The 24,638-nt window shown below is 69.3% G+C and carries 29 protein-coding genes and 1 pseudogene; 14 read left to right on the top strand and 16 right to left on the bottom strand.

The window, feature by feature from the left end; translation table 11 throughout:
- Nucleotides 1–82 precede the first annotated feature (82 nt).
- Nucleotides 83–631 (top strand): gamma-glutamylcyclotransferase, encoded by a 549-nt coding sequence (locus AC07OA_RS11035; protein ID WP_494663852.1) that lies wholly within the window; start codon nt 83–85, stop codon nt 629–631.
- Here AC07OA_RS11035 and AC07OA_RS11030 read toward each other — a convergent pair.
- Entirely contained in the window at nt 628–1,701 is a 1,074-nt protein-coding gene (locus AC07OA_RS11030; protein WP_494663851.1) for a sulfotransferase family protein, read from the bottom strand. The two genes, AC07OA_RS11035 and AC07OA_RS11030, sit on opposite strands and share 4 nt — an antisense overlap.
- 47 nt (nt 1,702–1,748) lie before the next feature.
- On the opposite strand from AC07OA_RS11030, the gene AC07OA_RS11025 reads away from it, so the two are divergent.
- Entirely contained in the window at nt 1,749–2,330 is a 582-nt protein-coding gene (locus tag AC07OA_RS11025) for an aspartyl/asparaginyl beta-hydroxylase domain-containing protein (protein ID WP_494663850.1), read from the top strand.
- On the opposite strand, the gene AC07OA_RS11020 is transcribed toward AC07OA_RS11025, so the two are convergent.
- From AC07OA_RS11020 to ftsE, 4 genes are read right to left on the bottom strand one after another with little or no spacing between them, the layout of a single operon-like run.
- Nucleotides 2,327–3,037: a lysophospholipid acyltransferase family protein gene (locus tag AC07OA_RS11020; RefSeq protein WP_494663849.1), complete on the bottom strand. Its 711-nt coding sequence runs from the start codon at nt 3,035–3,037 to the stop codon at nt 2,327–2,329. The genes AC07OA_RS11025 and AC07OA_RS11020 overlap by 4 nt on opposite strands.
- On the bottom strand, nt 3,034–3,657 hold the full coding sequence (locus AC07OA_RS11015; RefSeq protein WP_494663848.1) for a YdcF family protein: 624 nt from the start codon (nt 3,655–3,657) through the stop codon (nt 3,034–3,036). Before AC07OA_RS11015 ends, AC07OA_RS11020 begins: the two co-directional genes overlap by 4 nt.
- Nucleotides 3,654–4,547 (bottom strand): cell division protein FtsX, encoded by an 894-nt coding sequence (locus AC07OA_RS11010; RefSeq protein WP_494663847.1) that lies wholly within the window; start codon nt 4,545–4,547, stop codon nt 3,654–3,656. The genes AC07OA_RS11015 and AC07OA_RS11010 overlap by 4 nt, the downstream gene beginning before the upstream one ends.
- Nucleotides 4,544–5,278 carry a cell division ATP-binding protein FtsE gene (gene ftsE, locus AC07OA_RS11005; RefSeq protein WP_494663846.1) on the bottom strand — a complete coding sequence of 245 codons (735 nt, stop codon included), beginning with the start codon at nt 5,276–5,278 and terminating at the stop codon, nt 4,544–4,546. Before ftsE ends, AC07OA_RS11010 begins: the two co-directional genes overlap by 4 nt.
- An 83-nt stretch (nt 5,279–5,361) precedes the next feature.
- Between ftsE and AC07OA_RS11000 the strand changes: the two genes are divergently transcribed.
- Nucleotides 5,362–6,297 carry an MJ0042-type zinc finger domain-containing protein gene (locus AC07OA_RS11000; RefSeq protein ID WP_494663845.1) on the top strand — a complete coding sequence of 312 codons (936 nt, stop codon included), beginning with the start codon at nt 5,362–5,364 and terminating at the stop codon, nt 6,295–6,297.
- 15 nt (nt 6,298–6,312) lie between these two features.
- The gene (locus AC07OA_RS10995) at nt 6,313–6,840 is read left to right on the top strand and encodes a phosphoribosyltransferase (RefSeq protein ID WP_494663844.1); all 528 of its coding nucleotides are present in this window, start codon (nt 6,313–6,315) and stop codon (nt 6,838–6,840) included.
- A 176-nt stretch (nt 6,841–7,016) separates the two neighbouring features.
- Here the strand turns inward: AC07OA_RS10995 and lysA are convergent, their stop codons facing one another.
- The 3 genes from lysA to argH are packed head-to-tail and all read right to left on the bottom strand — an operon-like array spanning nt 7,017 to nt 10,016.
- On the bottom strand, nt 7,017–8,282 hold the full coding sequence (lysA, locus tag AC07OA_RS10990; RefSeq protein ID WP_494663843.1) for a diaminopimelate decarboxylase: 1,266 nt from the start codon (nt 8,280–8,282) through the stop codon (nt 7,017–7,019).
- A 7-nt stretch (nt 8,283–8,289) separates the two neighbouring features.
- On the bottom strand, nt 8,290–8,595 hold the full coding sequence (locus tag AC07OA_RS10985) for a hypothetical protein (protein WP_494663842.1): 306 nt from the start codon (nt 8,593–8,595) through the stop codon (nt 8,290–8,292).
- Nucleotides 8,592–10,016, bottom strand: a complete 1,425-nt coding sequence (argH, locus tag AC07OA_RS10980) for an argininosuccinate lyase (protein WP_494663841.1) — start codon at nt 10,014–10,016, stop codon at nt 8,592–8,594. Before argH ends, AC07OA_RS10985 begins: the two co-directional genes overlap by 4 nt.
- Here argH and AC07OA_RS10975 point away from each other — a divergent pair, their 5' ends adjacent.
- The 3 genes from AC07OA_RS10975 (at nt 10,017) to AC07OA_RS10965 (ending at nt 11,843) form a co-directional block, all read left to right on the top strand.
- Complete coding sequence (locus AC07OA_RS10975) at nt 10,017–10,646, top strand: TlpA family protein disulfide reductase (RefSeq protein WP_494663840.1); 630 nt, start codon at nt 10,017–10,019, stop codon at nt 10,644–10,646.
- Nucleotides 10,647–10,814: 168 nt separating this feature from the next.
- Entirely contained in the window at nt 10,815–11,018 is a 204-nt protein-coding gene (locus AC07OA_RS10970; RefSeq protein ID WP_494663839.1) for a cold-shock protein, read from the top strand.
- Between the two features lie 84 nt (nt 11,019–11,102).
- Complete coding sequence (locus tag AC07OA_RS10965; protein ID WP_494663838.1) at nt 11,103–11,843, top strand: GNAT family N-acetyltransferase; 741 nt, start codon at nt 11,103–11,105, stop codon at nt 11,841–11,843.
- Here AC07OA_RS10965 and AC07OA_RS10960 read toward each other — a convergent pair.
- From AC07OA_RS10960 to AC07OA_RS10945, 4 genes are all read right to left on the bottom strand, one after another.
- Nucleotides 11,825–12,466 carry a class I SAM-dependent methyltransferase gene (locus AC07OA_RS10960; RefSeq protein WP_494663837.1) on the bottom strand — a complete coding sequence of 214 codons (642 nt, stop codon included), beginning with the start codon at nt 12,464–12,466 and terminating at the stop codon, nt 11,825–11,827. The genes AC07OA_RS10965 and AC07OA_RS10960 overlap by 19 nt on opposite strands.
- Nucleotides 12,467–12,477: 11 nt before the next feature.
- Nucleotides 12,478–13,083 (bottom strand): peptidylprolyl isomerase, encoded by a 606-nt coding sequence (locus AC07OA_RS10955; protein WP_494663836.1) that lies wholly within the window; start codon nt 13,081–13,083, stop codon nt 12,478–12,480.
- A gap of 808 nt (nt 13,084–13,891) precedes the next feature.
- Nucleotides 13,892–15,322: an alpha/beta hydrolase gene (locus AC07OA_RS10950; RefSeq protein ID WP_494663835.1), complete on the bottom strand. Its 1,431-nt coding sequence runs from the start codon at nt 15,320–15,322 to the stop codon at nt 13,892–13,894.
- Nucleotides 15,323–15,394: 72 nt separating this feature from the next.
- Nucleotides 15,395–15,595 (bottom strand): hypothetical protein, encoded by a 201-nt coding sequence (locus AC07OA_RS10945; RefSeq protein ID WP_494663834.1) that lies wholly within the window; start codon nt 15,593–15,595, stop codon nt 15,395–15,397.
- Nucleotides 15,596–15,823: 228 nt separating this feature from the next.
- Here AC07OA_RS10945 and AC07OA_RS10940 point away from each other — a divergent pair, with 228 nt between their 5' ends.
- The 3 genes from AC07OA_RS10940 to AC07OA_RS10930 are packed head-to-tail and all read left to right on the top strand — an operon-like array spanning nt 15,824 to nt 18,028.
- Entirely contained in the window at nt 15,824–17,041 is a 1,218-nt protein-coding gene (locus tag AC07OA_RS10940) for an acyltransferase family protein (protein WP_494663833.1), read from the top strand.
- 35 nt (nt 17,042–17,076) lie between these two features.
- Entirely contained in the window at nt 17,077–17,709 is a 633-nt protein-coding gene (locus tag AC07OA_RS10935) for a hypothetical protein (RefSeq protein WP_494663832.1), read from the top strand.
- A gap of 7 nt (nt 17,710–17,716) precedes the next feature.
- A complete protein-coding gene (locus AC07OA_RS10930; protein WP_494663831.1) occupies nt 17,717–18,028 on the top strand; it encodes a winged helix-turn-helix domain-containing protein in 312 nt (103 codons plus the stop codon).
- On the opposite strand, the gene gluQRS is transcribed toward AC07OA_RS10930, so the two are convergent.
- Nucleotides 18,025–18,864 (bottom strand): tRNA glutamyl-Q(34) synthetase GluQRS, encoded by an 840-nt coding sequence (gene gluQRS, locus AC07OA_RS10925; protein WP_494664300.1) that lies wholly within the window; start codon nt 18,862–18,864, stop codon nt 18,025–18,027. The genes AC07OA_RS10930 and gluQRS overlap by 4 nt on opposite strands.
- 76 nt (nt 18,865–18,940) lie before the next feature.
- Between gluQRS and AC07OA_RS10920 the strand changes: the two are divergent.
- Nucleotides 18,941–19,015, top strand: a pseudogene (locus AC07OA_RS10920) (hypothetical protein); the annotation flags it as partial.
- Here AC07OA_RS10920 and AC07OA_RS10915 read toward each other — a convergent pair.
- Complete coding sequence (locus AC07OA_RS10915) at nt 19,007–19,630, bottom strand: TetR/AcrR family transcriptional regulator (RefSeq protein WP_494663830.1); 624 nt, start codon at nt 19,628–19,630, stop codon at nt 19,007–19,009. The pseudogene AC07OA_RS10920 and the gene AC07OA_RS10915 sit on opposite strands and share 9 nt — an antisense overlap.
- 508 nt (nt 19,631–20,138) lie before the next feature.
- Between AC07OA_RS10915 and greA the strand changes: the two genes are divergently transcribed.
- The 3 genes from greA (at nt 20,139) to AC07OA_RS10900 (ending at nt 21,969) form a co-directional block, all read left to right on the top strand.
- Nucleotides 20,139–20,624: a transcription elongation factor GreA gene (gene greA / locus AC07OA_RS10910; protein ID WP_494663829.1), complete on the top strand. Its 486-nt coding sequence runs from the start codon at nt 20,139–20,141 to the stop codon at nt 20,622–20,624.
- Nucleotides 20,625–20,796: 172 nt separating this feature from the next.
- Nucleotides 20,797–21,360 carry an HNH endonuclease gene (locus tag AC07OA_RS10905; protein WP_494664299.1) on the top strand — a complete coding sequence of 188 codons (564 nt, stop codon included), beginning with the start codon at nt 20,797–20,799 and terminating at the stop codon, nt 21,358–21,360.
- Nucleotides 21,361–21,684: 324 nt separating this feature from the next.
- Complete coding sequence (locus AC07OA_RS10900) at nt 21,685–21,969, top strand: hypothetical protein (protein WP_494663828.1); 285 nt, start codon at nt 21,685–21,687, stop codon at nt 21,967–21,969.
- Between the two features lie 108 nt (nt 21,970–22,077).
- Here the strand turns inward: AC07OA_RS10900 and AC07OA_RS10895 are convergent, their stop codons facing one another.
- The gene (locus AC07OA_RS10895; RefSeq protein ID WP_494663827.1) at nt 22,078–22,599 is read right to left on the bottom strand and encodes a VanZ family protein; all 522 of its coding nucleotides are present in this window, start codon (nt 22,597–22,599) and stop codon (nt 22,078–22,080) included.
- Between the two features lie 143 nt (nt 22,600–22,742).
- Complete coding sequence (locus tag AC07OA_RS10890; protein WP_494663826.1) at nt 22,743–24,557, bottom strand: M1 family metallopeptidase; 1,815 nt, start codon at nt 24,555–24,557, stop codon at nt 22,743–22,745.
- Nucleotides 24,558–24,638: the final 81 nt, after the last annotated feature.

Here is a 24,638-nt window from a genome sequence, read left to right as displayed (position 1 = left end):
CACAGACCGCGACGCCGGGGCTTGCGGGACGGGACGGTGGCGCTATGGGTCATGGAAAGGGCGGCTCCGGTCGGGAACAGTGATGAGCGTTGTGGGCAGCGAAGACCGCTGGGTGTTCGGATATGGATCGCTGATGTGGCGGCCCGGGTTCCCGTTCATAGAGCGAAGAACGGCCGTGCTCCATGGCCGGCGGCGCGCCTTCTGCATCTATTCGGTCCATCATCGCGGCACCTACGAGCGGCCGGGCCTGGTGCTGGGCCTGGCGCCGGGCGGGGCCGTGCGCGGCGTGGCCTACCGCGTGGCGGGCGAGGCCTGGCCCGAGGTCTACGCCTACCTGCGCGAACGCGAGCAGCCAACCGAGACCTATTTCGAGGCCTGGTCCGACCTGAAGATCGACGGGAATGGGAAGGTCTCGTCTCTGGTCTTCCTGTCGGACATGAAGCACAGCCAGTGGGCCGGGGCCCTGACCCTGGACCAGCAGGCCGAGCTGATCGCCGGCGCCACGGGTCTGTCGGGCCGCAACATCGACTACCTGCGCGACCTGGTCATGCACCTGCGCGAGGACGGGGTGCGCGACCACGCCATGGAGACCCTGCTGAAGATGGTCGAGGCGCGCGAGGCCGCGGCCTAGGAGCGCATCGCCTCCAGCCGTCGGTAGGCCTCGCCCACTCGGCGCTCGCAGATCGCCCGCAGGTCCTCGTCGGCCTCCTGTCGCTTGGCCTCGCCATCGGGGGTGAAGACGCGATCCGGCGCCTTGGCGTCGCGGACGGCGGCGGCGCGGATCAGGGCCAGTTCGTCCGGCGAGGGTGTCACGCCGAAGTGGGGCAGTATCTGGTCCGTCAGGGCGCCCGGCAGGTCGCGATAGTTCACCAGTAGGCCCGCCGCGTCGTGATGGTCGGCGGCGGCCTGGCAGATCGCGGCCAGGACGCGGGCGCAGTAGTCGGCGTCGGGAACGCCGGGATCGGTCAGCCCCAGGCGGGCGGAGGGCACGAGTTCCGGAATCATCTGCACGCCCCGCCGGCGCAGGTGCGAGACCAGCACCTCGGTCGGCTCGCGATAGAGGAAGACCCAGGGCGTGTCCGGAAAGGCCCGCCGGAACAGCGGCAGATCGCGCACGTGCCAGCAGTCGAGCTTGAGGAACAGCCGGGTCTCGCCGTCGCGGGGCCGGCCCAGGGCGGCGGCCATGGCGCGCAGGGCGTCGGCCTTGGCCGCGTCGTCCAGCGGCAGGCGCAGGATCGCCTCCAGCGGCGGAGCCTCGGAGATCACGATATTGGCGGGAGAGGCCGCCAACATCTGGGCCGCCAGGGTCGAGCCGCAGCGCGACATGTGGAAGATCAGGCCGTCGGGCGCGGGGCCCGGCCGGTCGGGCAGGGGCGTTTGCAGGGCCGTGAAACGATTGAGCGGCCGATAGCCAACCGTCGTCGCGGCGTCGGCATAGAACGGCTCGACCAGCCGCCGCCGACCGAACCAGCGCCAACGGACCGTCGATCCGTCCAGGACCTCGACCGGCAGCCACCCGGGCGGGGCCTCGGCGCGCTCGGCGGGCGGGACCGAGACGGCGCGGACCTGATCGGGGTCGAGGCCGGGCAACCGCTCGACCGCCCGCGCGGCGAAGGTCTCGACGTCGTCGACATCGAGGGCTTCGGCCACGGCGGGATCGTCGACGATCAGGTCGCGCAGCGCTTCCAAGCCCGTGCTCATCGCGTCTCCGGCTTGCGGCGAAGCTCGCCGCCCCATAGCGTCACGGGATGGTCTACCCCGATAGATTGCAACTGCCGCTGAGCTTCGATCCGGTCCTGTTGCGCCGCGACCTGGAGATCCTGTCGGCCACGCCCTGGACCGCCCACTTCGTGCGGCAGAACTACGAGGGCGATTGGAGCGTGATTCCCCTGCGTTGCGTGGCGGGCGAGACCCATCCGGTCCGGATGATCTATTCGGACCCGACGGCCACGGACTATATCGACACGCCGTTCCTGAGGTCCTGCGCCTATTTCCAGTCGGTGATCGCCGCCTTCGCCTGCGAGGTGCGCAGCGTGCGGCTGATGCGACTGACCCCGGGCTCGGTCATCAAGGAGCACACCGATCTGGATCTGGGCGTGGAGAGCGGCACGGCGCGCATCCACATCCCGGTGACCACCCACCCGGACGTGGAGTTCCTGCTCAATCGCCGCCGGGTCGAGATGGGCGAGGGCCAGGCCTGGTACCTGCGCCTGGGCGACCCGCACGCGGTGGCCAATCGCGGGCCGACCGACCGCGTGCACCTGGTGCTCGACCTGATCGCCAACGACTGGCTGATGGGGTTCTTCGAGGCCGCGCGAGCCGAGGCTTAGAGCCCCTCGTCCTCCAGAGCCTTGGTCGCGGTGTCGATCCGCGTCTGCAGTTCGCGCATGAACTCGCCGCGCTTGAGGCCGGCGGGGATGGGCGGCAGGTATTCGAAGACGATGGTGCCCGGTGGGCGCAGGAAGCCCTTGGGCCAGTGGACGCCGCAGTTCAGGGCCAGGGGCGTGACCGGCATGTCCAGTTCGCGATAGAGGGCCGCGATGCCGGGCTTGTAGTCGCCGGCGACGCCGACCTCGCCGCGCGTGCCTTCCGGGAAGATCACCACCTGGCGGGTTTCCTTCATGCGCTCGACCGCGTCGCGCACCAGCTTCTTCAGGGCGGTGGAATGGCCTTCGCGGTCGACGACGATCATGCCGGCCTTCTGCCCGTGCCAGCCGAACAGCGGCACCATCAAGAGCTCCTTCTTCATCACGAAGCAGGCGTCGGGCAGCAGGGCGAACTGACTGAAGACGTCGAACATCGACTGGTGCTTGGCGGCCACCAGGGCCGGCCCGGTCGGCCGGTACTGCTCGCCGCGCACCTCGACCTTGACGCCGGCCAGCCAGCGCAGGGCCAGGATCAGGCCCTTGGCCCAGGTCGTCAGCGACCAGGTGTTGAAGCGGCGCGGCAAGGGAAAGGTCACGACCATGCCGATGGCCCAGACCACCGACCACAGCCAGAAGAACAGCTGGAACAGGAACGAACGCAAATAGATCAAGAGGCTTCCTTCGCCGGCTGTTGCGCGGCTTTTTCCTTGGGACCCAGCTTCAGGAACGCCTCGCGGCCCAGGATCGCCAGGTATTTGCAGTATTCCACGGTCATGCGCCGCGCGCTCATGCCGCCCTTCCACCACCGGTGGGCGTTCAGGCTCTCGGTGATCACCGGATAGGGATGCAGGGTCACGTCGGGCATGGCCGCGTGAAGCTCCAGCATCGAGCGCGGCATGTGGTAGTCGGCGGTGACCACGATCAGGCTGTGATAGTCCTTGGCCTTGGCCCATTCGGCCGTCTCGCTGGCGTTGCCGATGGTGTCGGCGGCCGTGTAGCCCAGGTCGACGCAGCATTCGTAGATCGGCCGCACGGCCTTGGTCACGCCTAGGACATCTTCGCGGGAGGCCTCGCGATTGACGCCCGAGATCAGCAGGCGCTTGCCCTTGCCGGCCTCCAGGAGCTTGGTGGCCGCCTCCAGACGGATGTTGGAGGCGCCGGTCAGCACCACTACCCCGTCCGACACGGGCGGTTCGGCGGCGGGCGTCGACTGGTCCACGCGGCTGGTGAAGGCCAAAAGGCCCACGAACCAGACCATCACCACGATCAGCAGGGCTGCGATGCTCTTCACGGCATGCCTCTCAACAGGCGCAGGGAGGCGGCGCGGGCCGCGATCCCGGCCACCAGCGCCGCCACCAACGGGCAGGGCAGGGGCGCCAGAAGATCGATCCAGGCCAGCGGCAGGACCGGCGTCAGTCCCTGGCCGCCCCCCACGAGCCGCGCCGCCGCCCCGATCATGGCCGCACCCGCGCCGCCCAGCAAGCCGGCCCAGAAGGCCATGCCCGCGAAACGGTTCTGGAACAGGTTGGCGATGAAGCCGTCCTCGGCGCCGGACAGGTGCAGAACCTCGACTACGTCGTGGCGGGCGGTCAGGGCCGCGCGGGTGGCGAAGATGATCACCGCCCCGGTCGCCGTGGCGATCAGGCCGAACACCCCGATGGCCGCCCAGCCGGCCAGGCGCGCGGCGCGCTCGATATCGGCGATCCAGCGGCTGTGGTCGTCGACCACGGCGTCGACATTGGCCTCCTTGAGCGCCTTGGTCAGGGCGTCGGCGGTGGCGGGGGCCTTGGGATCCAGATCCAGCGTCACCAGGCGCGGCACCGGCAGGTCGGCGATCAGGGCCTCGCGGCCGATCCAGGGTTCGAGCAGGGCCTCGGCCTTGTCCTTTGGCAGGGCGCGGGCCTCGGCGACGCCGCGCACGCCCGACAGGGTCTCGGCGGCGCGGGCCGCGGCGCTGTCGGGGCTCTCGCCGCCGCGCGGACGCACCACCACGGTGGCCGAGCCGGTCAGTTGGGCGGTCCAGCCGGTGGCCGCCCGGGTCGAGGCGATGGCCGCCAGGGCGGTCAGGCAGGCCAGGAAACAGAGCACCGCCACCACGAATAGCAGCGAGCCGTCGCGGGCGTCGCGCGGCGGCAAGAGCTTGCCGGGCTTCCAGCGGTCGATGGAGAAGGTCTCGCTCACGCGTCCTCCTCGTAGTCGTCGTCATCGTCGTCGCGACCCAGATCGACCAGGCGGCCGTTCTCCAGGTGCAGGGTGGGGCGGTTGGCGCGGGCGACCAGGTCCTCGTCGTGGGTGGCGATCAGCACGGTGGTGCCCAGCCGGTTCAGCTCGACGAACAGCCGCAGCAGGCGCAGCGACATGGCCGGATCGACATTGCCCGTCGGCTCGTCGGCCAGCAGCACGTCGGGCCGGTCGACCACGGCGCGGGCGATGGCCAGGCGCTGCTTCTCGCCGCCCGACAGGGTGGCCGGCAGGGCGTGCATGCGGTCGCCCAGCCCCACCCATTGCAGCAGTTCGGCCACGTCGTCGCGATAGGTGGCGGGCTTGCGGCCGGCGATGCGCAGCGGCAGGGCGGCGTTGTCGAACACCGACAGGTGGTCCAGCAGGCGGAAGTCCTGGAACACCACCCCGATGCGCCGACGCACGAACGGCAGGTCCTCGGGACGGGTCAGGCTGATGTCGCGGCCGAACAACTCCACGCGGCCTCGTGACGCACGGTGGGCCAGGTAGATCAGCTTCAGCAGCGAGCTCTTGCCGGCCCCCGACGGGCCGGTGAGGAAATGGAAAGACCCTGGATATAGACTGAATCTGAGGTCGCTCAGGGTTTCCGGCCCTCGTCCGTACCGCATCGAGACGCCCTCGAAGCGGACGACGGGGACGGTGTCATCGTCCTGATCCAAGTCGATGCGCAAGGGTGTGTCGCTGGGTCGTGTGGACATGGCTGGCAAAATCGGCGACCTCGTGTGTAGGAGCGGGGAGCGTCCGATTCGCGGCCATGATACTGACCTGTCCAGAGTGCGCCAGCCGCTATTTCGTCGATGACTCCAAGGTTGGCGCGGCGGGTCGAGTCGTGCGTTGCGCGGCGTGCGGCAACAGCTGGACGGCCCGCAACGATGACGCCCTGGACCTGTTCGACGAGCCGTCCGCCGCCGAGCTGGCCGGCGAGGCGGCGCTGACCTCGCTGGACGGCGCGACCAACCCCGCCGACGATCCCGCCACCCCTGTCAACGAACTTCCGGGCGAGGAACTGCCCAAGGTGTTCCGGGCCCGCGCCGACGCCGAGCGCCGCCTGAAGGAAGCCAAGACCACCGGCATCATCTGGGGCGGCATGGTCGCGGTGATGGTGGTTATGCTGGTCGCCGCCGGCGTCTTCCGCATGAATGTCGCCCACCTGTGGCCCAGCACGGCCGGGGCCTACGCCTTCGCCCGCATGCCGGTGAACAATGTCGGCCTGGTGGTCGAGGACCTGAAGGCCGAGCCGACCATGCAGGACGGCCATGCGGCCATCGTCATCACCGGCGTGCTGCGCAACATCACCGACCGTCCGGTCGAGGCCCCGCCGCTGCGCGTGGCCCTGCTGAACGAGCACGGCAAGCGAGTGTCGGGCAAGCTGGCCGCCGCCGCCGAGCCGCTGATCCCGTCCAGCCAGACCCGGCACTTCTCCGTGACCCTGCTGGACCCGCCGCGCAGCGCCAACACCCTGGAGATCGGCTTCGCCCTGGAGCCCGGCGCGGCCAAGGCCGCCGGCCCGGCTGCTCATCTGCAGAAGGTTTCCGACCACGGCGCGCCCGACCTGCGCGGCGCCCAGGACCAGCCGTCCGATCACGGAGAAGGCGGCGAACCGGCGCTCGACGAGACGCAAGGGGCTGGACACGAACCCCCCGGTCATGAGACCGGAGCGGTCGACCCGGCCCCGGCCGACCATCACTGACCAAGAAATCCTGAAATGACCGACCGCTCCGCCCCCGAAGTCCTGATTTCCCAGGAAGAAATCGCAGAGCGGGTCGAGGCCCTGGCAAAAGCCATCGCGCCGCGCATCGACGACGACACGGTCGCTGTGTGCCTGCTGACCGGCGGCCTGTGGTTCGCCGCCGACCTGACCCGGGCCCTGTGGCGCGCCGGCCGCGACGTGCGCTTCGACGCCCTGTGGCTGGCCTCGTATCACGACGAGCGCAAGAGCTCGGGTCGCTGCGAGGTCCGCGCCGACCTGCAGCGCCCGCTGATCGGCCGCCGCGCCCTGGTGGTGGACGACGTGCTCGACACCGGCCTGTCGCTGGGCGAGGCCGCCCGCCTGGTCAAGGACGCCGGCGCCAGCGAAGTCCTGACCGCCGTCTTCGCCCGCAAGCCCTGGGACAAGCCCCGCATCGAACCCGACTTCGTGGCCTGGGAAGCCCCGGCGCGGTACCTGGTGGGTTACGGCCTGGACGACGAGGGCAAGAGCCGTGGCCTGCCGTATATCGGCGCGCTGGACTGATCCTCTTTCCTTCTCCCCTTGCGGGAGAAGGTGTCGGCGTAGCCGACGGATGAGGGGTCTCTCAAAAGCAAAAGCCGCGACCGGCCTTTCGGCTTGTCGCGGCTTTTCTGTTCTTCAACCCCTCACCCGACCCCACTTCGTGGGGCCACCCTCTCCCACAAGGGGAGCGGGGAGGCTCAGACCCACTCCGGCGGCACATCCCGCGCCAGTATCTCCTCGTACGACGGCCGCGCGCGGATCACAGCGAACCGGTCGCCGTCCACCAGCACCTCGGGCACTAGCGGGCGGGTGTTGTACTCGCTGGCCATGGCCGCGCCGTAGGCGCCGGCCGACATGAAGGCCACCAGGTCGCCTGTCGCCAGCGGCGGCAAAGCGCGGTCGCGGGTAAACGTGTCGCCGGTCTCGCAGATCGGCCCCACCACATCATAGGTGGTCTCCCCGGCGCGCTTCACCAGCGGGCGGATGTCGTGGAAGGCGTCGTACATGGCCGGGCGGATCAGGTCGTTCATGGCCGCGTCGATGACCAGGAAGCGCTTGCCCTCGGGCCGCTCGTGGACGTGGATCACCTCGCTGACCAGCACCCCGGCGTTGGCGGCGATCACCCGGCCCGGTTCGAAGGCCAGCTTGACCGGCAGGCCCTTGGTGACCTCGCCCACCATCGCCGCGAACTCGGCCGGCGAGGGCGGTTCGGGCATGTCGAAATAGGGCACGCCCAGGCCGCCACCCAGGTCCAGGCGCTCGACGTGCAGGCCCTCGCCCAGAAGCTGCTCGACCAGGCCCCGCATCTTGGTGAAGGCCGCGCGCATGGGGGCCAGGTCGGTGATCTGGCTGCCGATGTGGCAGGCCACGCCGATGGGCTCCAGGTTTCGGTTGTTGCTGGCGTTGGCGTAGAGGCGGGCGGCCTCGGCGAACGAGACCCCGAACTTGTTCTCCGACTTGCCGGTGGCGATCTTGGCGTGGCCGCCGGCCGCGACGTCCGGATTGACCCGGAAGGCGACCTTGGCCTTCACACCCAGCTCGGCGGCGACCTGGGCGATCAGGTTCAGTTCGGGCTCGGACTCGACATTGATCTCGGCCACGCCCGCCTGGAGCGCGAAGGCGATCTCGCCGCGCTTCTTGCCCACGCCCGAGAACACGATGCGCTCGCCCGGGATGCCGGCGGCCAGGGCGCGGCGCACCTCGCCCTCGGAGACCGTGTCGGCCCCGGCGCCCAAATTGCCCAGCACCTTCAGCACCGCGACGTTGGAATTGGCCTTCACCGCATAGGCGATCAGCGGATCGACCACGCCGGCGGCGGCCAGGGCGTCGCGGAACACCGTGAAGTGCCGCTCCAGTGTGGCGCGGGAATAGACATAGACCGGCGTCCCGACCTCGGCCGCGATGCGGGCCAGCGGGACGCCTTCACAGGCCAGCCCCTCGGGGCCGTATTCGAAATGATTCACGAGAAGCCTAGTTGGGCTGGGCGCTGGGGAAGCCGGCGCCCGAGGGGCCGCCGAAGGGGTCGGACGGGGTGCCGCCCAGCGGCGCGGCGCGGGTGGTGCGGTTGCTGGAGGCCGGGTCGATGTTCTCCTGAGCGCCGTTGGCGCGGGCCGGCTTGTTGACCTGGCTGGAGGCGGCGCGGCGCTCGGCCTCGTAGGCGGCCTTCTTCTGGGCGTTCCACAGCGGGGCGGGGCGCTCCAGCGCCGCCTGCTTGCCACAGGCGGCGGCCGTCAGGGCCAGGGCGGCGACGGTGAGGACAGTTACGGGACGGATCATCCGAGCAGTTCCTTCCAACGCGCGATCTGGGCGCGGACCTGGGCGGGAGCGGTCCCGCCGTAGCTGATGCGGCTGGCCGCCGAGGCGGCCGGGGTGAGCACGGCGTAGACCGCGTCGGTGATCCGGGGCTCGATGGCCTGGAAATCGGCCAGCGAGAGGTCCGCCAGATCGAGGCCCCGCGTCTCGGCCGCCTTCACGGCGGAGCCTGTCACGTGGTGGGCGTCGCGGAAAGGCATGTTCAGTTCGCGGACCAGCCAATCGGCCAAGTCGGTGGCGGTGGAGAAGCCCGCGCCGGCGGCGGCGGCCATCTTCTCGGTGTTGGGCGTCAGGTCCGAGACCATGCCGGCCATGGCCAGTAGGCTGAGCTCCAGGGCGTCGAAGGCCTCGAAGGTGGGGACCTTGTCCTCCTGCATGTCCTTGGAATAGGCCAGCGGCAGGCCCTTCATCACCACGGTCAGGGTGGTCAGCGAGCCCAGGATGCGGCCGACCTTGGCGCGGATCAGCTCGGCCGCGTCGGGGTTCTTCTTCTGCGGCATGATCGAGCTGCCGGTCGTGAAGGCGTCGGTCAGCTTGATGAAGCCGAACATCGGCGTCGTCCACAGCACGATCTCCTCGGCCAGGCGCGACAGGTGCGTGGCGGTGATCGAGGCGGCCGACAGGGCTTCCAGCGCGAAGTCGCGGGCCGAGACGCTGTCCAGCGAATTGGCGGTGGGGCGGTCGAAGCCCAGGGTCGCGGCCGTGGCGTGGCGGTCGATGGGGAAGGGCGAGCCGGCCAGGGCCGCGGCGCCCAGCGGGCACTCGTTCATCCGGGCGCGGGCGTCCTTGAAGCGGCTGGCGTCGCGGCCGAACATCTCGACATAGGCCATCAGGTGGTGGCCGAAGGTCACCGGCTGGGCCGGCTGCAGGTGGGTGAAGCCCGGCATCAGGGCGTCGGCATAGGCTTCGGCCTGGGCGATCAGGGCGCGTTGCAGCGCCTCCAGCTGACCCGCCGAACGCTCGCAGGCCTCACGCACCCACAGGCGGAAGTCGACGGCCACCTGGTCGTTGCGCGAGCGGGCGGTGTGCAGCCGGCCGGCCGTAGGGCCGATCAGCTCGCGCAGCCGCGCCTCGATGTTCATGTGGATGTCTTCGTACTCGTCTCGGAACGGGAAGGCCCCGGCCGTGATCTCGCCCTCGATGGCGTCCAGGCCCTTGAGGATTTCCTCGCCGTCTTCGCTTGCAATCACGCCTTGGCTGATCAACATCCGCGCATGGGCGCGGGAGCCCGCCAGGTCCTGCGCCCACAGGCGCTTGTCGAAGCCGATGCTGACATTGATCGCCTGCATCAGCTCCGCCGGCTTGGCCGAGAACCTGCCGCCCCACATGGCTTGGCCCTGTCCGCCCGTCGCGGTCTGGGGCTTATCGGAGGCGTTGTCGGACATATGAGCGAGTTCCAGTCGGAGAGGGAAGAAGCCGCGCGCAAGCTCGGCCCGCTGAAGTGGTTGATCGCCGCCGCTTTGATCGTCGGCGTCGCGGCGGTTCTATACGTCATCGCTCAGGCTTCGTTCAAACCCGCAGGTGTGCTCGACCTCAAGGAATTCAAGAAAGCGTCCCTAGAGAAGCTGGAAGTCCCGCCCGAACCGCGCGCGGCGCCGGCTACCGTCTTTACCGACATGGACGGCAAGCCCCACACCCTGGCCGACTTCAAGGGCCAGGTGGTGGTCATGAACCTGTGGGCCACCTGGTGCGCGCCGTGCAAGCGCGAGATGCCGACCCTGGCCAAGCTGGCCGCCGCTTACGCCACCCAGCCGGTCAAGGTGCTGCCGATCAGCGTCGACCGCGACAGCGACGTGAACCTGATCCAGGCCGAGATGGCCGCCAACCCGCCGCTGCAATCGTATCGCGACCCCGGCTACAAGATGTCGTTCGAGCTGGAGCCGCGCGCCGCCGGCTATCCCACCACGGTGATCTACGACAAGCAGGGTCGCGAGCGGGCCCGCCTGGCCGGCGACGCCGACTGGTCCAGCAAGGAGGCCCGGGGCCTGGTCGAGGCGCTGCTCCGCGAGCCCTGACGCCGGGTTCGCGCTTAAGCATAACGCCGTTTTTTGAATTGACCCTCTCAACGGGGGCGTGTCCACTAGGTCGTGCAATCCTGGATTTGGGCCTGACCGGACGACCGAGATTGTTACCCGCCCGACTGTCCGGGCATTGGAACGGCCTCGGGCCAGGAGAGACGCGAGATGGCGACCGGCGTGGTGAAATGGTTCAACGGCACCAAGGGCTTCGGCTTCATCCAGCCCGATGACGGCGGCAAGGATGTGTTCGTGCACATCAGCGCCGTCCAGCGCGCGAACCTGCGCGGCCTCGACGAAGGCCAGAAGGTCGAGTTCGATACGGCCGAGGAGCGCGGCAAGGTCGCGGCGACCAACCTCAAGGCGCTCTAGGTTTCGGGCGAAATCCTCCGAAACGCGAGTTTTCGACAGGCGCCGGTTCCGACGAACCGGCGCCTGTCTGCTATTGAGGATTCGATGACCCTCGATCCTCGTCTCCTGGAAACCGTCGCCGACCGCGCCTGGCCCGCGCGGGAGAGCGGGGCGGTGGGCGGCTGGCGGCTGAATGCGTCGGACGGCTGGTCGCGCCGCATCAACGCCTGCTGGCCGCTGGGCGAGCCCGGCCTGCCCATCGACGAGGCCATCGCCGCGACCGAGGCCTTCTACGCCGCGCGCGGCCTGCCGCCCTGTTTCAAGCTGGCCGACGGGGCGGTGGTCCCGACCACCCTGTCCGAGCATCTGCGGGCGAGGGGCTACCGGCCCGCCCACGGCACGCTGGTGATGGTGGGCGAGGTCGGCGACGGTCCGAGCGACCGGTCGGTGGTCCTGTCCGACGCGCCGGACCCGGCCTTCGAGGCGGTGCTGACCGCCAGCGCCGCCGGCAACGCCGCCGACGCCCGCGAGCGCCTGGACGCCCTGGCCCGCATCCCCGCGCCGGCCCGCTTCGCCCGGCTGGACCTGAATGGAGAGGTCGCGGCCCTGGGCGCTTGTGCGGTCGACGACGACTGGGTGGGGATCTTCGGCATGCGAACCCTGCCCAGCCATCGCCGCAAGGGTCTGGCGCGCCGGATCCTGGCCGCCTTGCTGGCGCAGGCCCACGCCCTGGGCGCGCGCCGGGCCTATCTGCAGGTCGAGGCCGACAACGCCCCGGCCATCGCGCTTTACAGCGGCCTGGGGTTCACCCCGGCCTACGGCTATCGCTACTGGGCGGCGGAGTAGCCGGCCGGCTTGCGCGCCGTGATCGCCACCCACGGACCCTGGCCGCCTTCGTAGCCGCCGCCCTGGTATTCGACGACGGACAGGATGTCCCAGCCGGCGTAGGCGGCGCGGACCTCGTCGGCCGTCAGGTAGTTGAAATAGCGCCCCAGCACGTCGCGTCCCTCCCGGCCGCCGCCCTTGAAGCTGGCGAAGTGCAGGCCGCCCGGCTTCAGGGCGCGCAGGATCAGGGCCAGCACGTCCGGCAGGGCGGACCGGGGCACGTGCAGCAGGCAGGCCTGGGCCCAGACGGCGTCGTAGGCCTCGACGGCGTCCAGCTCGTCGAAGCGCATCACCCGCACCGGCCGGCCGATCCGCGCCTGCGCCTGGCGGGCGATCTCGGCGACGCCGTCGGTGGGGTCGAGGTCGAAGCCCCGGGCCAGCATCGTTTCGCTGTCGCGTCCGCCGCCGCAGCCCAGTTCCAGAATGCGGACGCCGGGCGGCAGGCGCTGGAGAAAGGCCTCCAGGTGACGGCTGGCGCCGCCCGAGCCGCTGGCCGTGTAGGTCGGCGCCTCAGCGGCATAGAAGTCCAGCGTCGCCGCGTCGCGCGCGGCGAGATCGGGCTTGGGGGAGGATGGCTCCGCCATGCCCGGCGGCCTCAGACCGCGCGCTTCATGCTGGCGATCTTCACCTGCGGGTCCAGCATCTGGCCCTTCATTACCGGATAGGGGGCGGGACCGTTGGCCGGCAGGGCCAGGATCTTCTTCACCACGTCCAGCCCCTGCACCACCTGGCCGAAGGCCGCGAAGCCGAGATTGTCGCCGGGGGCGCCCGGATGGGCGTCTAGATAGGGCATCGGGCTGGCGCAGATGAAGAAGTCGCAGGTGGCCGAGCCCGGGCCGTTGCGCGCCATCGAGATCGTGCCGGCCCGGTGCTTGATCCCGGTCTGCCGCGTGCTCTCGTGGGCGATGGGGGCGAAGCGGCGGACCCGGGCGAGCGGCCCACCCTGGATCGAGCCCGCGCCCTTGACGCCCTTGGTCTTGGAGGCGCGATAGAAGGTCCCGCCGTCGTACTTGTGGGCGTCCACATAGCGCAGGAAGTTGGCGCTGGTGACGGGGGCCTTCTTGTCTTCCAACTCCACGACGATGGCGCCGTGGTCGGTCTGGATGATCACCCGAGGCTTGCCCCCGGCGGCGAAGGCCGACACGGGCGCGGCCGCCAGCAGGCCGGCGGCGCCGATCAGGGTGCGTCGGGCGAGAGTCATGGGCGGGCGTCTCCTGGGTGGCAAGGCTTGATGCCCGACTTCGCGGCCGGACGGAACTGGGGAGATGCAGGCGCTGAGCCGTTCCACGGCCGGGGACATGCACTTGTTCGTGTCCCCAACCTCATCCGCTGGGCATTCAGATCAGACGCCGTGGGCGAAGGTGGGGACACGCACAAGTGCATGTCCCCGGCTCATGGCGCGGCAGGCCTCTGAAATCACTGCGCTAAATCTTTATTCCCCGCACCGACTCAGACCCGCCGTATCCTGTGCTCACCTCGCCGCATGGAAAGGGCGCATGGCCAGCGACCGATGCGGCGGCGGGGAGTGATCGAGCGGGACTGGGCTGGAGGGGGTTACTCCGGCGTGTCCGGGGACTTCCATCGTTGGGAAGCCCGCCCGCCGTCGGCGTCGAACGGGGATAAAGCGCGTGTTTTGCCCATAGGCCCGCGCCCCCGGCGTCCGGGACCGTCGGAAACGGCGGAACCGGGTCCGGCTAAGCCTCAACAGGGCTGCCTACCGGAAGCTGGCGGATAACGGTTGCGCGGAGCGGTCTGGCTTCGTCGAAACGGTACACACAAACACACACTCCGGACGTTGTCCGGCGCTCCGCGTCCCTTTCCTCCAACTCACAGCCGCTGGCGTGAGATCACACCCACTTGCCCACACCTGGCGGCTTCGCGGTCTGTCCGCCCCCGTAGGGGGCGGAGGACGCGCGCTCCGCCATCACAACCGCGTCCTCTTCCCCCTCCGGGGGAAGGAGGGCTGAAGGCCCGAAGGGGGCAAGTGTTCGCCGAAGGAGACCGTCCTGTCAGTCGAGATCAAAGACGAACTTGTCGTGCTCCGGGTGCAGGCAGCTGTCGTCCACCTTGGCCGTCGGGTCGGCCAGGAAGGCGCGGATCATCTTGCGGGCGCAGGCGCTGCCTCGATAGACGCCGTGGGTGGTGTTGGGGATGATCACCGACTGGCCCTTGGAGAACCGGCCGACGGCGGCCTTGGCCACGGCGGGCGGGCAGCCGGGATCGATCTCGGCCGACAGGAACAGGGTGGGCAGGGCGCTGGAGACCGGCTGGGCCTCGACCGGGTCGGGCTTGCCCACGTCATAGGCCTTGCAGACGGCGAAGTAGCGGCCGAACGAATTTTCCAGCAGGCGCGTGACCGGGTCGCGCTGGGCGCCCTTGCGCATGGCCGCCTCGCTCTCGAACGGGAACTCCTCCTTGCAGAGGTGGGTCAGGTGCTGGGCCTCGCTGTAGCCGCTGCGACCGGCCATCTGCTCGTCCAGGCGCGAGAGGTCGCCGGCCGCGAAGCGGGCGACGGTGGCGGGCAGGGCGCGGGCGTCGGGACCGCTGTAGGCCGCGTCCATCAGGAAGCCGCCCAGGTCGTCGGCGGCGTAGGTCGTGCCGCCGATCGTCTGCGGTCCGGCCAGCAGCTTCTGGGCGAAGGCGTTCAGGTCGGCGGCCGGATGCGGATATTTGGTGTTGCAGGCGGCGTCGGCCGCGCAGCGCTTGAAGATTTCGGCCACGGCGTCCGACACCATCTCGGGTCCGCCCTCGGCCCACTTGGCCTCCGGCGTCCAGGGCGAGTCGAGCACCACGGCGCGCACGCCGGCGGGGTCGTGCTTGACCACGGCCAGGGCGATGCGGGTGCCGTAGGAGACGCCCATCAGGTCGACCTGCTTGAGGCCCAGGGTCTTGCGCAGGTCCTGGATGTCCTTGACCACCTCTTCTGCGTTGTAGCGCGACAGGTCCACGCCCGAGGCCTTCAGCCGCTGGGCGCAGGCGATGGCCTGTTGGGCGGCGGTGTCGTTCAGCGGGCCGGCGTCGTTCAGGGCCACCTCGCCGCAGTCGAGCATCGGCGAGGCCACCCCGCCGCCGCGCTGGTCGAAGAAGATCCAGTCCTGGTCCACGCCCACCAGCTGGCCCGTCGGGCCGCGCAGCAGTCGGGCCACGTTCTGGACCACGCCGCCGCCGGGGCCGCCGTGCAGATAGACCACCGGGACCGCGCCCGGCTTGGGCGCGCTGGCCTTGACGGTGGTCACCGGCAGGGCGACGCGGCGCGTGCTCGGTCCGCCCCGCGTCTCGTCGACGCTCAGGGTCCCGCATTCGATCTTGCCGGCCACGCCCGAATAGTCGCCGGCGCAGGGACCGGGCGTGAACTTCGGCTCGGCGGCATGGGCGCTGCTCGCCAGGGCCAGGGCGCCGAAAACGCCGGAAAGGGCCGCGCCCCAGATCTTCTTGCGCATGTGAATCCCACGGTGCTGAAGCCCCGCAGTGAGCACGACGACGGGGAGGGGGCAAGAGCGCCGCGGGGCGCCCTAGTGGAACGGATCGCCGGTCACGCGGTCGTAGGCCCAGCGCTGGACCAGCGCCCAGATCGCGCGAAACACGCCGGCCGCGAGGCTGGCGAGCCCGACCAGCGCGCCGGCCAAGCCAAGTCGGTTCCACAGTTCGTAGTCCCCGTCCTTGTGCAGGAACAGGATGCCGACGACGACGGGGGAGCCGATCCCGACGGCCATCCAGGCCGCGCCCTTGAGGAAGGCGACCCAAGGGGTGTCCGGCTCCCTGAGTATCTCTCCCAAACCGTCCCCCGCGCAGGTTTCCCGTCGAAACCTAGGCGATCGCCCGACCTCCAGCAACGACCGCAGGGTCGCGGGGGGTGGCATCGCCGGCGCCATCTCGTGTCAACAAGTTTACAAAACAAACTAGTTGATCCATGGTGCGATCATCGAAACCGGAGCCGGGCCATGCACGCGCCTCTCAAATCCCTCGAAACCTCCGCCGTCGCGGACCCGTCTGTCCGCAATGCGCCGGTGGGCGCTTTGCGCGCCTTCCTGACCCTGCTGGTCATCGCCCACCATGCGGTGCTGACCTATCACCCGTACGCGCCACCCCCGAAGGCGTTCACGGCCGAGCCGATCCTGTGGACGGCCTTCCCGGTGGTGGATCCGCAGAGGTTCGCGCCGTTCGGCCTGCTGACCCTGGTCAACGACATGTTCTTCATGTCGCTGATGTTCCTGGTCTCGGGCCTGTTCGTGGCCGCCAGCCTGCAGGCCAAGGGGCCGGGCGGGTTCCTCAAGGGGCGGGCGTTGCGTCTGGGCGTGCCGTTCGTGATCGGGGCGGGGCTGCTGGCCCCGCTGGCCTATTATCCGGCCTGGCTGCAGTCGGGCGGCGAGCCCTCGCTGTCGGCCTATGCCCAGGCCTGGACCAGCCTGAAGTTCTGGCCCAGCGGGCCGGCCTGGTTCCTGTGGGTGCTGCTGGCCTTCGCCGCGATCGCCGCGACCCTGGACGCGGTGTTCCCCCGGCTGATCCCGGCCCTGGGCCGCTGGACGCAAGGGGCGGCGCGCCGGCCCGGCCGGGCGTTCCTGGCGCTGGTCGCCCTCAGCGCCCTGGCCTATGTGCCGCTGAACATGGCGCTGCCCTTCGGCCACTGGACGATGGAGGGGCCGTTCCTGATCCAGACCGGACGGGCGGGCCACTATCTCGTCTACTTCCTGGCGGGCCTGGCGTTCGGCGCGGCCGGGGTAGGGCAGGGGCTGACCGATCCGCAAGGGGCGCTGGCCCGGCGCTGGTGGGCCTGGCAGATCGCGCCGGCTCCGGCGGTGATCGCGGCGGTGGCGGTGTTCATCGTCGCCTTCTCGCCCAACCCGCCGCCCAAGCCGTTGCTGGACGTGGTCGGGGGCCTCGCCTTCGTCCTGGCCTGCGCGACCCTGTCGTTCGCGGCGCTGTCGATCTTTCTGCGCTTCGTGCGCAGGACCGGGGCGTTGGGACGCAGTCTTCAGGCCAACGCCTACGGCATGTACCTGACCCACTACGTCTTCACCGCCTGGCTGGGCTGGTTGCTGCTGCCCCAGGCCTGGGGCGGTCTGGCCAAGGGCGCGGTGGCGTTCGGCGGGGCGGTGATCCTGAGCTGGCTCCTGACCATGGCGCTGCGCCGTCTGCCGCTGTTGGGCCGAATCCTGTGAACCGGCATGATGCGACGCTGAAGGGAACTCCGCGCATGAACGACAAGATGAAGTCGGCCCAGGACGACCTGGCCTTCCTGCGCACCATCGCCGAGCGCGGCGGGAACGGCGGGATGGGCGTGGCCGGCAGCGCGCTCTACGGCTCGGCCGGGGTGCTCTACGGGATCCAGACCCTGAGCTACTATCTCCAGGAGATCGGGGTGTTCCGCATGGCGCCCCTGGGCAGCCTGACCATGGCGTGGGCGCCGACGGCGATCTTCCTGGTGCTGATGACCATCGTGATCGTCATGGATCGCAAGAAGCCGGCGGTGGGCGTGACTAGCCGGGCGGTCAATTCGGCCTTCGCCGGGGCGGGCATCGCCAACCTGGCCCTGGTGATCGTCTTCGCCAGCGCCGCGGCCCGCACCCGTGACTTCCACTTCTGGCTGTTCCATCCGGCCGTGGTCTTCGTGCTGCAGGGCGCGGTCTGGTACGTGATCTTCATGCTGCGCAGGCGCTGGTGGATGGCGGTCGTCGCGGCCGGATGGGTGATCTCTGGGGTGGCGCTGGGCATGCTGATCTGGCGCGCCGACCTCTATCTGCTGATCGCGACCCTCAGCCTGTTCCTGCTGATGGGCGTCACCGGCTTCGGGATGATGCGCCAGGCCCTGCGCCAGGCGGCGGCCTGAGATCGTCGTGAGCGGCAAGTTCGACATCAGCGGATTGGACGACGTCATCCACGGCCGGGTGCGGCTGGGGATCGTCGCCTATCTGGCCAGCGCCGAGGTGGCCGACTTCACCGAGCTGAAGGACCTGCTGGAGGTGACCCAGGGCAATCTGTCGGTCCATCTGCGCAAGCTGGAGGACGCCGGCTACGTGGCCATCGACAAGAGCTTCGTGGGGCGCAAGCCCCTGACCCGGGTTCGCCTGACCGAGACTGGCCGCGTGGCCTTCGGGGCTTATCTGAAGGCCATGGGCCAGCTGGTCGAGCAGGCCGGCGGCGGCTAGAGGCCCATCTCGGCGCGCAGCTGCTCCGGGGTCACGCCCGCCGCCCGCAGTTCGCGCAGGGTCTGGGCCTTGTCGCGCTTGGCGTAGCGCCGGCCATCCGGGCCGGTCAGCAGGCGGTGGTGGCGATAGGTCGGAACGGGCAGGTCCAGCAGGGCTTGCAGCAGGCGCTGGATGTGGGCGGCCTCGAACAGGTCCTGGCCCCGGATCACGTGGGTGATCCCCTGCAGGGCGTCGTCCATCACCACGGCCAGATGATAGGCCACCCCGACGTCCTTGCGGGCCAGGACGATGTCGCCGGCCAGCTCGGGCCGCGCCGCGATCAGGCCGGTCTCGCCGTCGGGACCCGCGCCTTCCTCGACGAAGGCCAGGCCCTCGAACCCGCCCAGGGCGCGGCGGGCCGCGTCCAGCGACAGCCGCCAGGCGAAGGCCTCGCCCCGCTCCAGCCGCGCGGCTTCCTCGTCCGGGGGCAGGGGCGCGCCGATGAAGGGAACGGCCGGTTCGTGCGGGGCGCGGCCGATGTCCAGCTCCTTGCGGGTGCGGAAGCAGCGATAGACCAGGCCCCGGTCGCGCAAGGCCTCGATGGCGCGGTGATACTCGGCCAGGTGTTCGGACTGGCGGCGGACCGGCTGCTCCCACTCAAGGCCCAGCCAGGCCAGGTCCTCAAGGATCGCCGCGTCGTATTCAGGACGGCAGCGGGTGGCGTCGATGTCCTCGATCCGCAGCACGAACCGCCCGCCCTCATTGCGCGCGGCCTTGAAGGCGGTCAGGGCCGAGAAGGCGTGGCCGCGATGCAGATAGCCGGTGGGCGAAGGGGCGAAGCGGGTGGCGAACATCAGGACTTCTCCTCACCCGTGAAACGGGGGAGGTGGCTCGACGCGCAGCGGCGAGACGGAGGGGGCGTCCAGCGGTGGGCGACGCCCCCTCCGTCACGATGCGTATCCGCATCGCGCCACCTCCCCCGTTTCACGGGTGAGGAGATCACGCCTGGTCGAGCTTGGCGAACATGCCCAGGTGGTCGAACACGGCGCGCAGGAACGCCTCCTCGCCGCCCAGGGCTTCCTTCAGGTGATCGAACTGCTTGAAGCCGGCCATCTCGGCCAGGCCGTGGCCGGCGCACCAGGCGGCGATGGTGGCCAGCTCCAGGTCCAGCGGCGCGACCGTGCCGCCGCTGCGCTCGTCGATGGTGTTGCGCACCTGGCAGTAGGCGCCTTCTTCCTTCATCTGGTCGGGCAGGGCGTCCTTGTCGCGCGAGCAGTCGTACATCACGCGATAGAGGGCGGGGTTGTCGCGGGCGAAGCAGACATAGGCCACGCCCAGACCGGTCATCCGCTCCTTGCTGTCGGCGGCCTTGGCGCGGGCCTCGCTGAGGGCGGCGTCCAGGGCCACCCACCCCTCGTGGGCCACGGCCTCCAGCAGCTCGCCCTTGTCCTTGAAGTGGTGATACGGCGCCGCCGGGCTGACCCCGGCCTCGCGGGCCACGGCGCGCAGCGAAAGGGCGGCCGGACCGTCGGTTTCGAGGATGCGGCGGGCGGCCTCGACCAAGGCGCGGCTGAGGTCGCCATGGTGATACGGACGGGCTTCGGAGGCAGCAGGCTGTGTCATCTCCGACACTGTAACCGTTCCTGTTCAAAAATCCATCCTAACGCCGTCAAGATTATCTTGACGGCGTTTAGATATGCGCTATCTAAGCAATGTCCAGATCGGGCTCGATCCGGATCCGGGGCGGGCTCTCGATCACCACGCCCCGGCAAACCAACTCAAAGGATGTGTGTGATGACCAATACCTTCTTCGCCTTCGAAACCGCTCTCGACCGCATGGCCGTGGGCTTCTTCCTCGCCGCCGCCGTCGGTGTGGCCGCCGCCCTGATCGGCGTTGCGATCTAGTCTCCAGACAGCGTTCGTGGCCGACGGGACATCGCGGATCCCCACGCGATCCCGCCGACACGATCAGCACCCAGTCGTCCGAAGCCGCCCGCGCTTGCCCGCCGGCGGCTTTTGCATGTCTTGATCCGGCTTCGCGAGGCGACTACGTCCGATGCTCCTGGCGCGGAACGTCCCGTCACGGACCGGATTTCCCAGACATGACCCCTTTCCGTCCAGAACACCTCCGATGAGCGTGGCCTTCACCAAGGAAGGCGACAGCGAGGCCTTCGCCGCCGACCTGCTGGACCGCCCGATCTCGTCGCACCCGAACCTGGTGACGCCGTCTGGCCTGGCCCGGATCGAGGCCGAGCTGGCCGCCGCCCGCGCGGCCTACAGCGCCGCCCAGGCCGAGGGCGACGTGGCCCAGGACCGTACCGCCATGGCCCGCGCCACCCGCGATCTGCGCTACTGGTCGGCCCGCCGCGCCAGCGCCCAGCTGCGCGAGGTCGATCCGAGCCTGGACGTGCTGCAGTTCGGCGGAACCGTCACCTTCGACCGCGACGACGGGCGTCGCCAGACGTTCCGCATCGTCGGCGAGGACGAGGCCGATCCCGCCCAGGGCTCGGTCTCCTACGTCTCGCCGGTGGCCCGCGCCCTGTTGGGCAAGGGTGTCGGCGACACCGCCATGGTGGCCGGCGGAGAGGTCGAGATCGTCGAGATCAGCCAGGCCTGAATTCGTCACGCGGCCAGCGCAACCATGTCTTGGTTCTGTCGCGGACTTGGCTCATCCTTTCTGTGCGTTCGGGAATGAATGGCGATTCCCGAGAACGCGCAGGAAGGAGGCCCGTCTTCAGTCCGATCGCGTATCCGCTTCATAGGGGTCTGTTCGACCCGAGAGGGAGGGCCTGATGCAGGTGCTGTCCCGTCCACCGTCCGGCATGCCGGCGCTCGTCCTCAACGCCGACTATCGGCCCCTCAGCTACTATCCGCTGTCCCTCTGGCCCTGGCAGGAGGTGATCAAGGCGGTGTTCCTCGATCGTGTGGACGTGGTGTCGACCTACGACCACGTGGTGCATTCGCCCTCGTTCGAGATGAAGCTGCCCAGCGTGGTGTCGCTGAAGCAGTACGTGCCGCAGGATCGCCCGCCGGCCTTCACCCGCTTCAACCTCTTCCTGCGCGACGGGTTCTCCTGCCAGTATTGCGGTTCGCCCGACGAGCTGACCTTCGACCACGTGATCCCGCGTTCCCGCGGCGGACGCACGACGTGGGAGAACATCGTCACCGCCTGCGCGCCCTGCAATCTCAGCAAGGGCGGCCGCACGCCGCGCGAGGCGGGGATGCAGCCGTTCCACACCGCGCGCCGGCCCAGCATGCACGAGCTGCAGGATCGCGGCCGCCGGTTCCCGCCGGGCCATCTGCACGCCAGCTGGCTGGACTACCTCTACTGGGACATCGAGCTGGAGGCCTAGACCGCGACGCGGCTCCGATGAGCCGAGTCGCGAAAATGTCGAGGAAACAATACCTTCCGGCTCCGCTTGCATCGACTCGCCGGTGGATCGACCCCAAGGGCACGGGGGCTTTCCATGGGAGGGTTCGATGCATGTGGGGCCGACGCTTCACGAACATGGCCGGCAACTGAGCGTCCGGCGCCGCTTGCGATGGCTGCTGGCCGCCCTGACGCTGGCGAACTTGGCCGTTTGGTCGGTGGTGCTGCTCTAGCGGCGCAACCTCGGACCCGGCTCGAGGGTTTTATCTTCCGACGCCCCAGCGGCGACAGATCGGGAGAGACCCCCATGATGTTTGGCCAGAAAAAAGAAGAGCAAGGCCGCCACTTCACCCACGGCACCAGCGCCTCGACCGCCGACATGGCGTCGGAAGGCAAGGTCCGGCACGAGGACAAGCACTTCGACGCGCCCCATTCCCGCGAGGCCGAGAAGCCTCTGGAGGAGGGCGAAAAGCACGATCAGCTGGCCGAGAAGGTCGAATGCTCGGAGAGCCGTCAGGAAGCCCTGCTGGACGAAGGCCTGGAAGAGAGCTTCCCGGGCAGCGACCCGGTCAGCGTCAAGCGTATTACCTAGAGCGTGGCAGCCGAAAGTGTGAGCGGTTTCGGCGCCTGCCACGCTCTAAATGTTTGATTTAGAGCCTTTTTAGACGCCTCACATGTTTCCATGTGAGGCTAAAAGGTTCTAGGCGCCGCGCGGATAACGGCGGGCGGCCCGCTCGGCGAAGCGGGTCGGTCGCTCGCCGGCGACGGCCGGATCGGCGACCGGCATGACCGGCGCCGAACGGCGGGCCCGGCGGCGGCGGTTCTGGGCGGCGATCTCGCCGAAGGTCATGGCTCCGCGCTCGCGGGCCTGCGAGCGGACGGCCTCGATATGGCTGGCCAGATAGATCACACCCACGCCCACCGAGTCGGCGAAGAGGTCGCCGAACGAAGCGCTGCGGTCGCTGGTGAACAGTTGGGCCACCTCGACGCTGGCGCCCAGCATGACGGCGGCGATGGCCAGGTCGTTGCGGCGCATGCGGGGGAAGGCCAGGAACGAAACGGCCAGCAGGCCGCCGAAGGCGATGGCGTGGGCGGCCTTGTCGCTGAGGCCGAACACCTGCTCCAGGCCCGGCCACGGACCCAGCATCAACGTCGCGGCGGTCAGGGCTCCGCCCACCAGAACGACGCGGGCGGCGGTCACGACATGGTTAGGCGTCAGCATCGGCTTCTCGGCTCCGGATGAGCCCAAAGCCTTACAGCGCCTTGGCTCATAAGCCGTGAAGGAACAGGGTCAACGGAAGATGACCGGCCGAACGCCGTCGTCCCTGGAGCCAGGCCCAGGGACGACGGCGACGGTGCGGATCGCTACGGCTTGGCGGCCGCGGCCTTGGCGTCGGCGGCCTTCTTGGCCGCTTCGTCCGTCTCCTTCTTCCAGGCCTGGTAGTCCTCCAGATAGGGCTGGCGGCGCAGGACCTTGGAGGCGGGGTCGACGATCACCGGCACGGTGTCGCCCACCGTGATCCGGCCCGTTCCGTCGGCCATCGGCGCGGTGACGACCTTGTCGCCCACCTGGACCTCGACCGGCATCGGGAAGGCCTTGCCCGACGGAGTCTTCCAGCTCAGCACCAGCGCGTCGCCCTCGCGGGTCTGCACAAGTTCCGGCAGCTTGGCCTGGTAGAAATAGGCGTCGAAGAACCACTGGTAGTCCTTGCCGGTGGTGTCGTTGACGATCTTGATGAAGTCCTTGGTCGTGGCGTAGCGCGGCGCGAAGTTGCCGGGCTTGGGATCGGGGCGGCCGTAGACCAGGGTGCGCACCGACTTGAAGAACGCCTCGTCGCCGATGGTCGCCCGCAGGGTGTGCATGATGTTGGAGCCCTTGGCGTAGATGTCGTTCGCCGGGCCGCCCACGGGCTTGTAGACCTCGTCCTCGGTCATCACGCGGTCGGCGACGATCGGGAACTTGTTGACCGTCTGGACGCGCTGGGCGTTCAGGCGGGTCATGTATTCCATGTCGCCGTGCAGCCATTGCGAGAACAGCGGCTGCATGTAGCTGCCCAGGCCTTCGTGAATCCACATGTCGTCCCAGTCGACATTAGTCACCTGGTTGCCGAACCACTCGTGCGACAGCTCGTGCTGGAATAGCCAGTCGTAGCCGAAGACGTCCTTGCGGTACTCGTTGCCGTAGGCGTTCATGGTCTGGTGTTCCATGCCCAGGTGCGGGGTCTCCACGACGCCCAGCTTCTCGGAACGGAATGGGTAGGGGCCGATCATCTGCTCGAAGAAGTCGAGCGTGACGGGGAACTCGGCGAACAGAGCCTTGGCCTTGGCCGGATCATCGCTCTTCAGGTACCAGTATTCGATCGGGAAGCTGTCGCCGAACCGGCTCTTGTAGGTGTCCGAGAGCTTGTCGTAGGGGCCGACATTGACCGCGATGGCGTAGGTGTCGGGCTGCTTCTGGCGCCAGTGGAACGTCCGCCAGCCGTCCTTTTCCTTCACGTCGATCAGCACGCCGCCGGCCGGGGCCGACAGCGGGGCGGGCACGGTGACGTAGAAGTCGACCAGCAGGGGCTCGCCGGTCGGGAAGTCGATGCAGGGCCAGAACAGGTCGCAGCCGTCGCCCTGGACGGCGCTGGCCACCCACGGCTCGCCGGTGGGGGTGGTCTTCCAGACGAAGCCGCCGTCCCACGGGGCCTTCTCGGCTTCGTGCGGGGTTCCGGCGTAGCGGATCTGAACGACCGTCTTGGCCCCGGCCTTGATCGGCTTGGGCGGGGTGATGGTCAGACGGCCCTCGGGATTGGTCCAGGCCGAGGCGGGCAGGGTCTTGCCGTCGACGATCAGGGCGCTGATCGCGAAGTCGCGGTCGAAGTCCAGAACGATGCGCGGCAGGGCGCTCTTGGTCTTCAGCGTCAGGGTGGCGTCGCCCTCGATGGCCTTGCGGTCGGGGATGATCTTCAGCTTCAGATCGACGTGCTCGATGGTCAGCGCCGCTTCTTCAGCGGGGATCTGGCCGCCGGTGCCCAGGGTCAGGGCGGTGGTCGCCTTGGCGGGCTTGGACGCGTCGGCCGCCTGGGCGTGCGCGACGCCCGTCAGGGCCAGAAGCGAAACGGCGCAGAGGGCGGCGGCCCGTCGGAACTGGCGATGAAACGGAACAGGCAAAGCGAAACTCCCCTCGCGACGCATTTTTCGGCCACATGGGTAAGCTCGGCCGCGCATGTCGCCAAGCGGGAAGTTTCAGGGATAGCGTGCCCGGCTTTCGGCGAA

The organism is Caulobacter sp. GW821-FHT09B08, assembly GCF_059418225.1.
This window is presented reverse-complemented; position numbering and strand designations above follow the sequence as displayed.

Coding starts and splice junctions, on each gene's coding strand:
- AC07OA_RS11035 (WP_494663852.1), top strand. CDS start 83: ATGAGCGTTGTGGGCAGCGAAGACCGCTGGGTGTTCGGATATGGATCG.
- AC07OA_RS11030 (WP_494663851.1), bottom strand. CDS start 1,701: ATGAGCACGGGCTTGGAAGCGCTGCGCGACCTGATCGTCGACGATCCC.
- AC07OA_RS11025 (WP_494663850.1), top strand. CDS start 1,749: ATGGTCTACCCCGATAGATTGCAACTGCCGCTGAGCTTCGATCCGGTC.
- AC07OA_RS11000 (WP_494663845.1), top strand. CDS start 5,362: ATGATACTGACCTGTCCAGAGTGCGCCAGCCGCTATTTCGTCGATGAC.
- AC07OA_RS10995 (WP_494663844.1), top strand. CDS start 6,313: ATGACCGACCGCTCCGCCCCCGAAGTCCTGATTTCCCAGGAAGAAATC.
- AC07OA_RS10985 (WP_494663842.1), bottom strand. CDS start 8,595: ATGATCCGTCCCGTAACTGTCCTCACCGTCGCCGCCCTGGCCCTGACG.
- argH (WP_494663841.1), bottom strand. CDS start 10,016: ATGTCCGACAACGCCTCCGATAAGCCCCAGACCGCGACGGGCGGACAG.
- AC07OA_RS10975 (WP_494663840.1), top strand. CDS start 10,017: ATGAGCGAGTTCCAGTCGGAGAGGGAAGAAGCCGCGCGCAAGCTCGGC.
- AC07OA_RS10970 (WP_494663839.1), top strand. CDS start 10,815: ATGGCGACCGGCGTGGTGAAATGGTTCAACGGCACCAAGGGCTTCGGC.
- AC07OA_RS10965 (WP_494663838.1), top strand. CDS start 11,103: ATGACCCTCGATCCTCGTCTCCTGGAAACCGTCGCCGACCGCGCCTGG.
- AC07OA_RS10960 (WP_494663837.1), bottom strand. CDS start 12,466: ATGGCGGAGCCATCCTCCCCCAAGCCCGATCTCGCCGCGCGCGACGCG.
- AC07OA_RS10955 (WP_494663836.1), bottom strand. CDS start 13,083: ATGACTCTCGCCCGACGCACCCTGATCGGCGCCGCCGGCCTGCTGGCG.
- AC07OA_RS10950 (WP_494663835.1), bottom strand. CDS start 15,322: ATGCGCAAGAAGATCTGGGGCGCGGCCCTTTCCGGCGTTTTCGGCGCC.
- AC07OA_RS10945 (WP_494663834.1), bottom strand. CDS start 15,595: ATGGCCGTCGGGATCGGCTCCCCCGTCGTCGTCGGCATCCTGTTCCTG.
- AC07OA_RS10940 (WP_494663833.1), top strand. CDS start 15,824: ATGCACGCGCCTCTCAAATCCCTCGAAACCTCCGCCGTCGCGGACCCG.
- AC07OA_RS10935 (WP_494663832.1), top strand. CDS start 17,077: ATGAACGACAAGATGAAGTCGGCCCAGGACGACCTGGCCTTCCTGCGC.
- AC07OA_RS10915 (WP_494663830.1), bottom strand. CDS start 19,630: ATGACACAGCCTGCTGCCTCCGAAGCCCGTCCGTATCACCATGGCGAC.
- greA (WP_494663829.1), top strand. CDS start 20,139: ATGAGCGTGGCCTTCACCAAGGAAGGCGACAGCGAGGCCTTCGCCGCC.
- AC07OA_RS10900 (WP_494663828.1), top strand. CDS start 21,685: ATGATGTTTGGCCAGAAAAAAGAAGAGCAAGGCCGCCACTTCACCCAC.
- AC07OA_RS10895 (WP_494663827.1), bottom strand. CDS start 22,599: ATGCTGACGCCTAACCATGTCGTGACCGCCGCCCGCGTCGTTCTGGTG.
- AC07OA_RS10890 (WP_494663826.1), bottom strand. CDS start 24,557: ATGCGTCGCGAGGGGAGTTTCGCTTTGCCTGTTCCGTTTCATCGCCAG.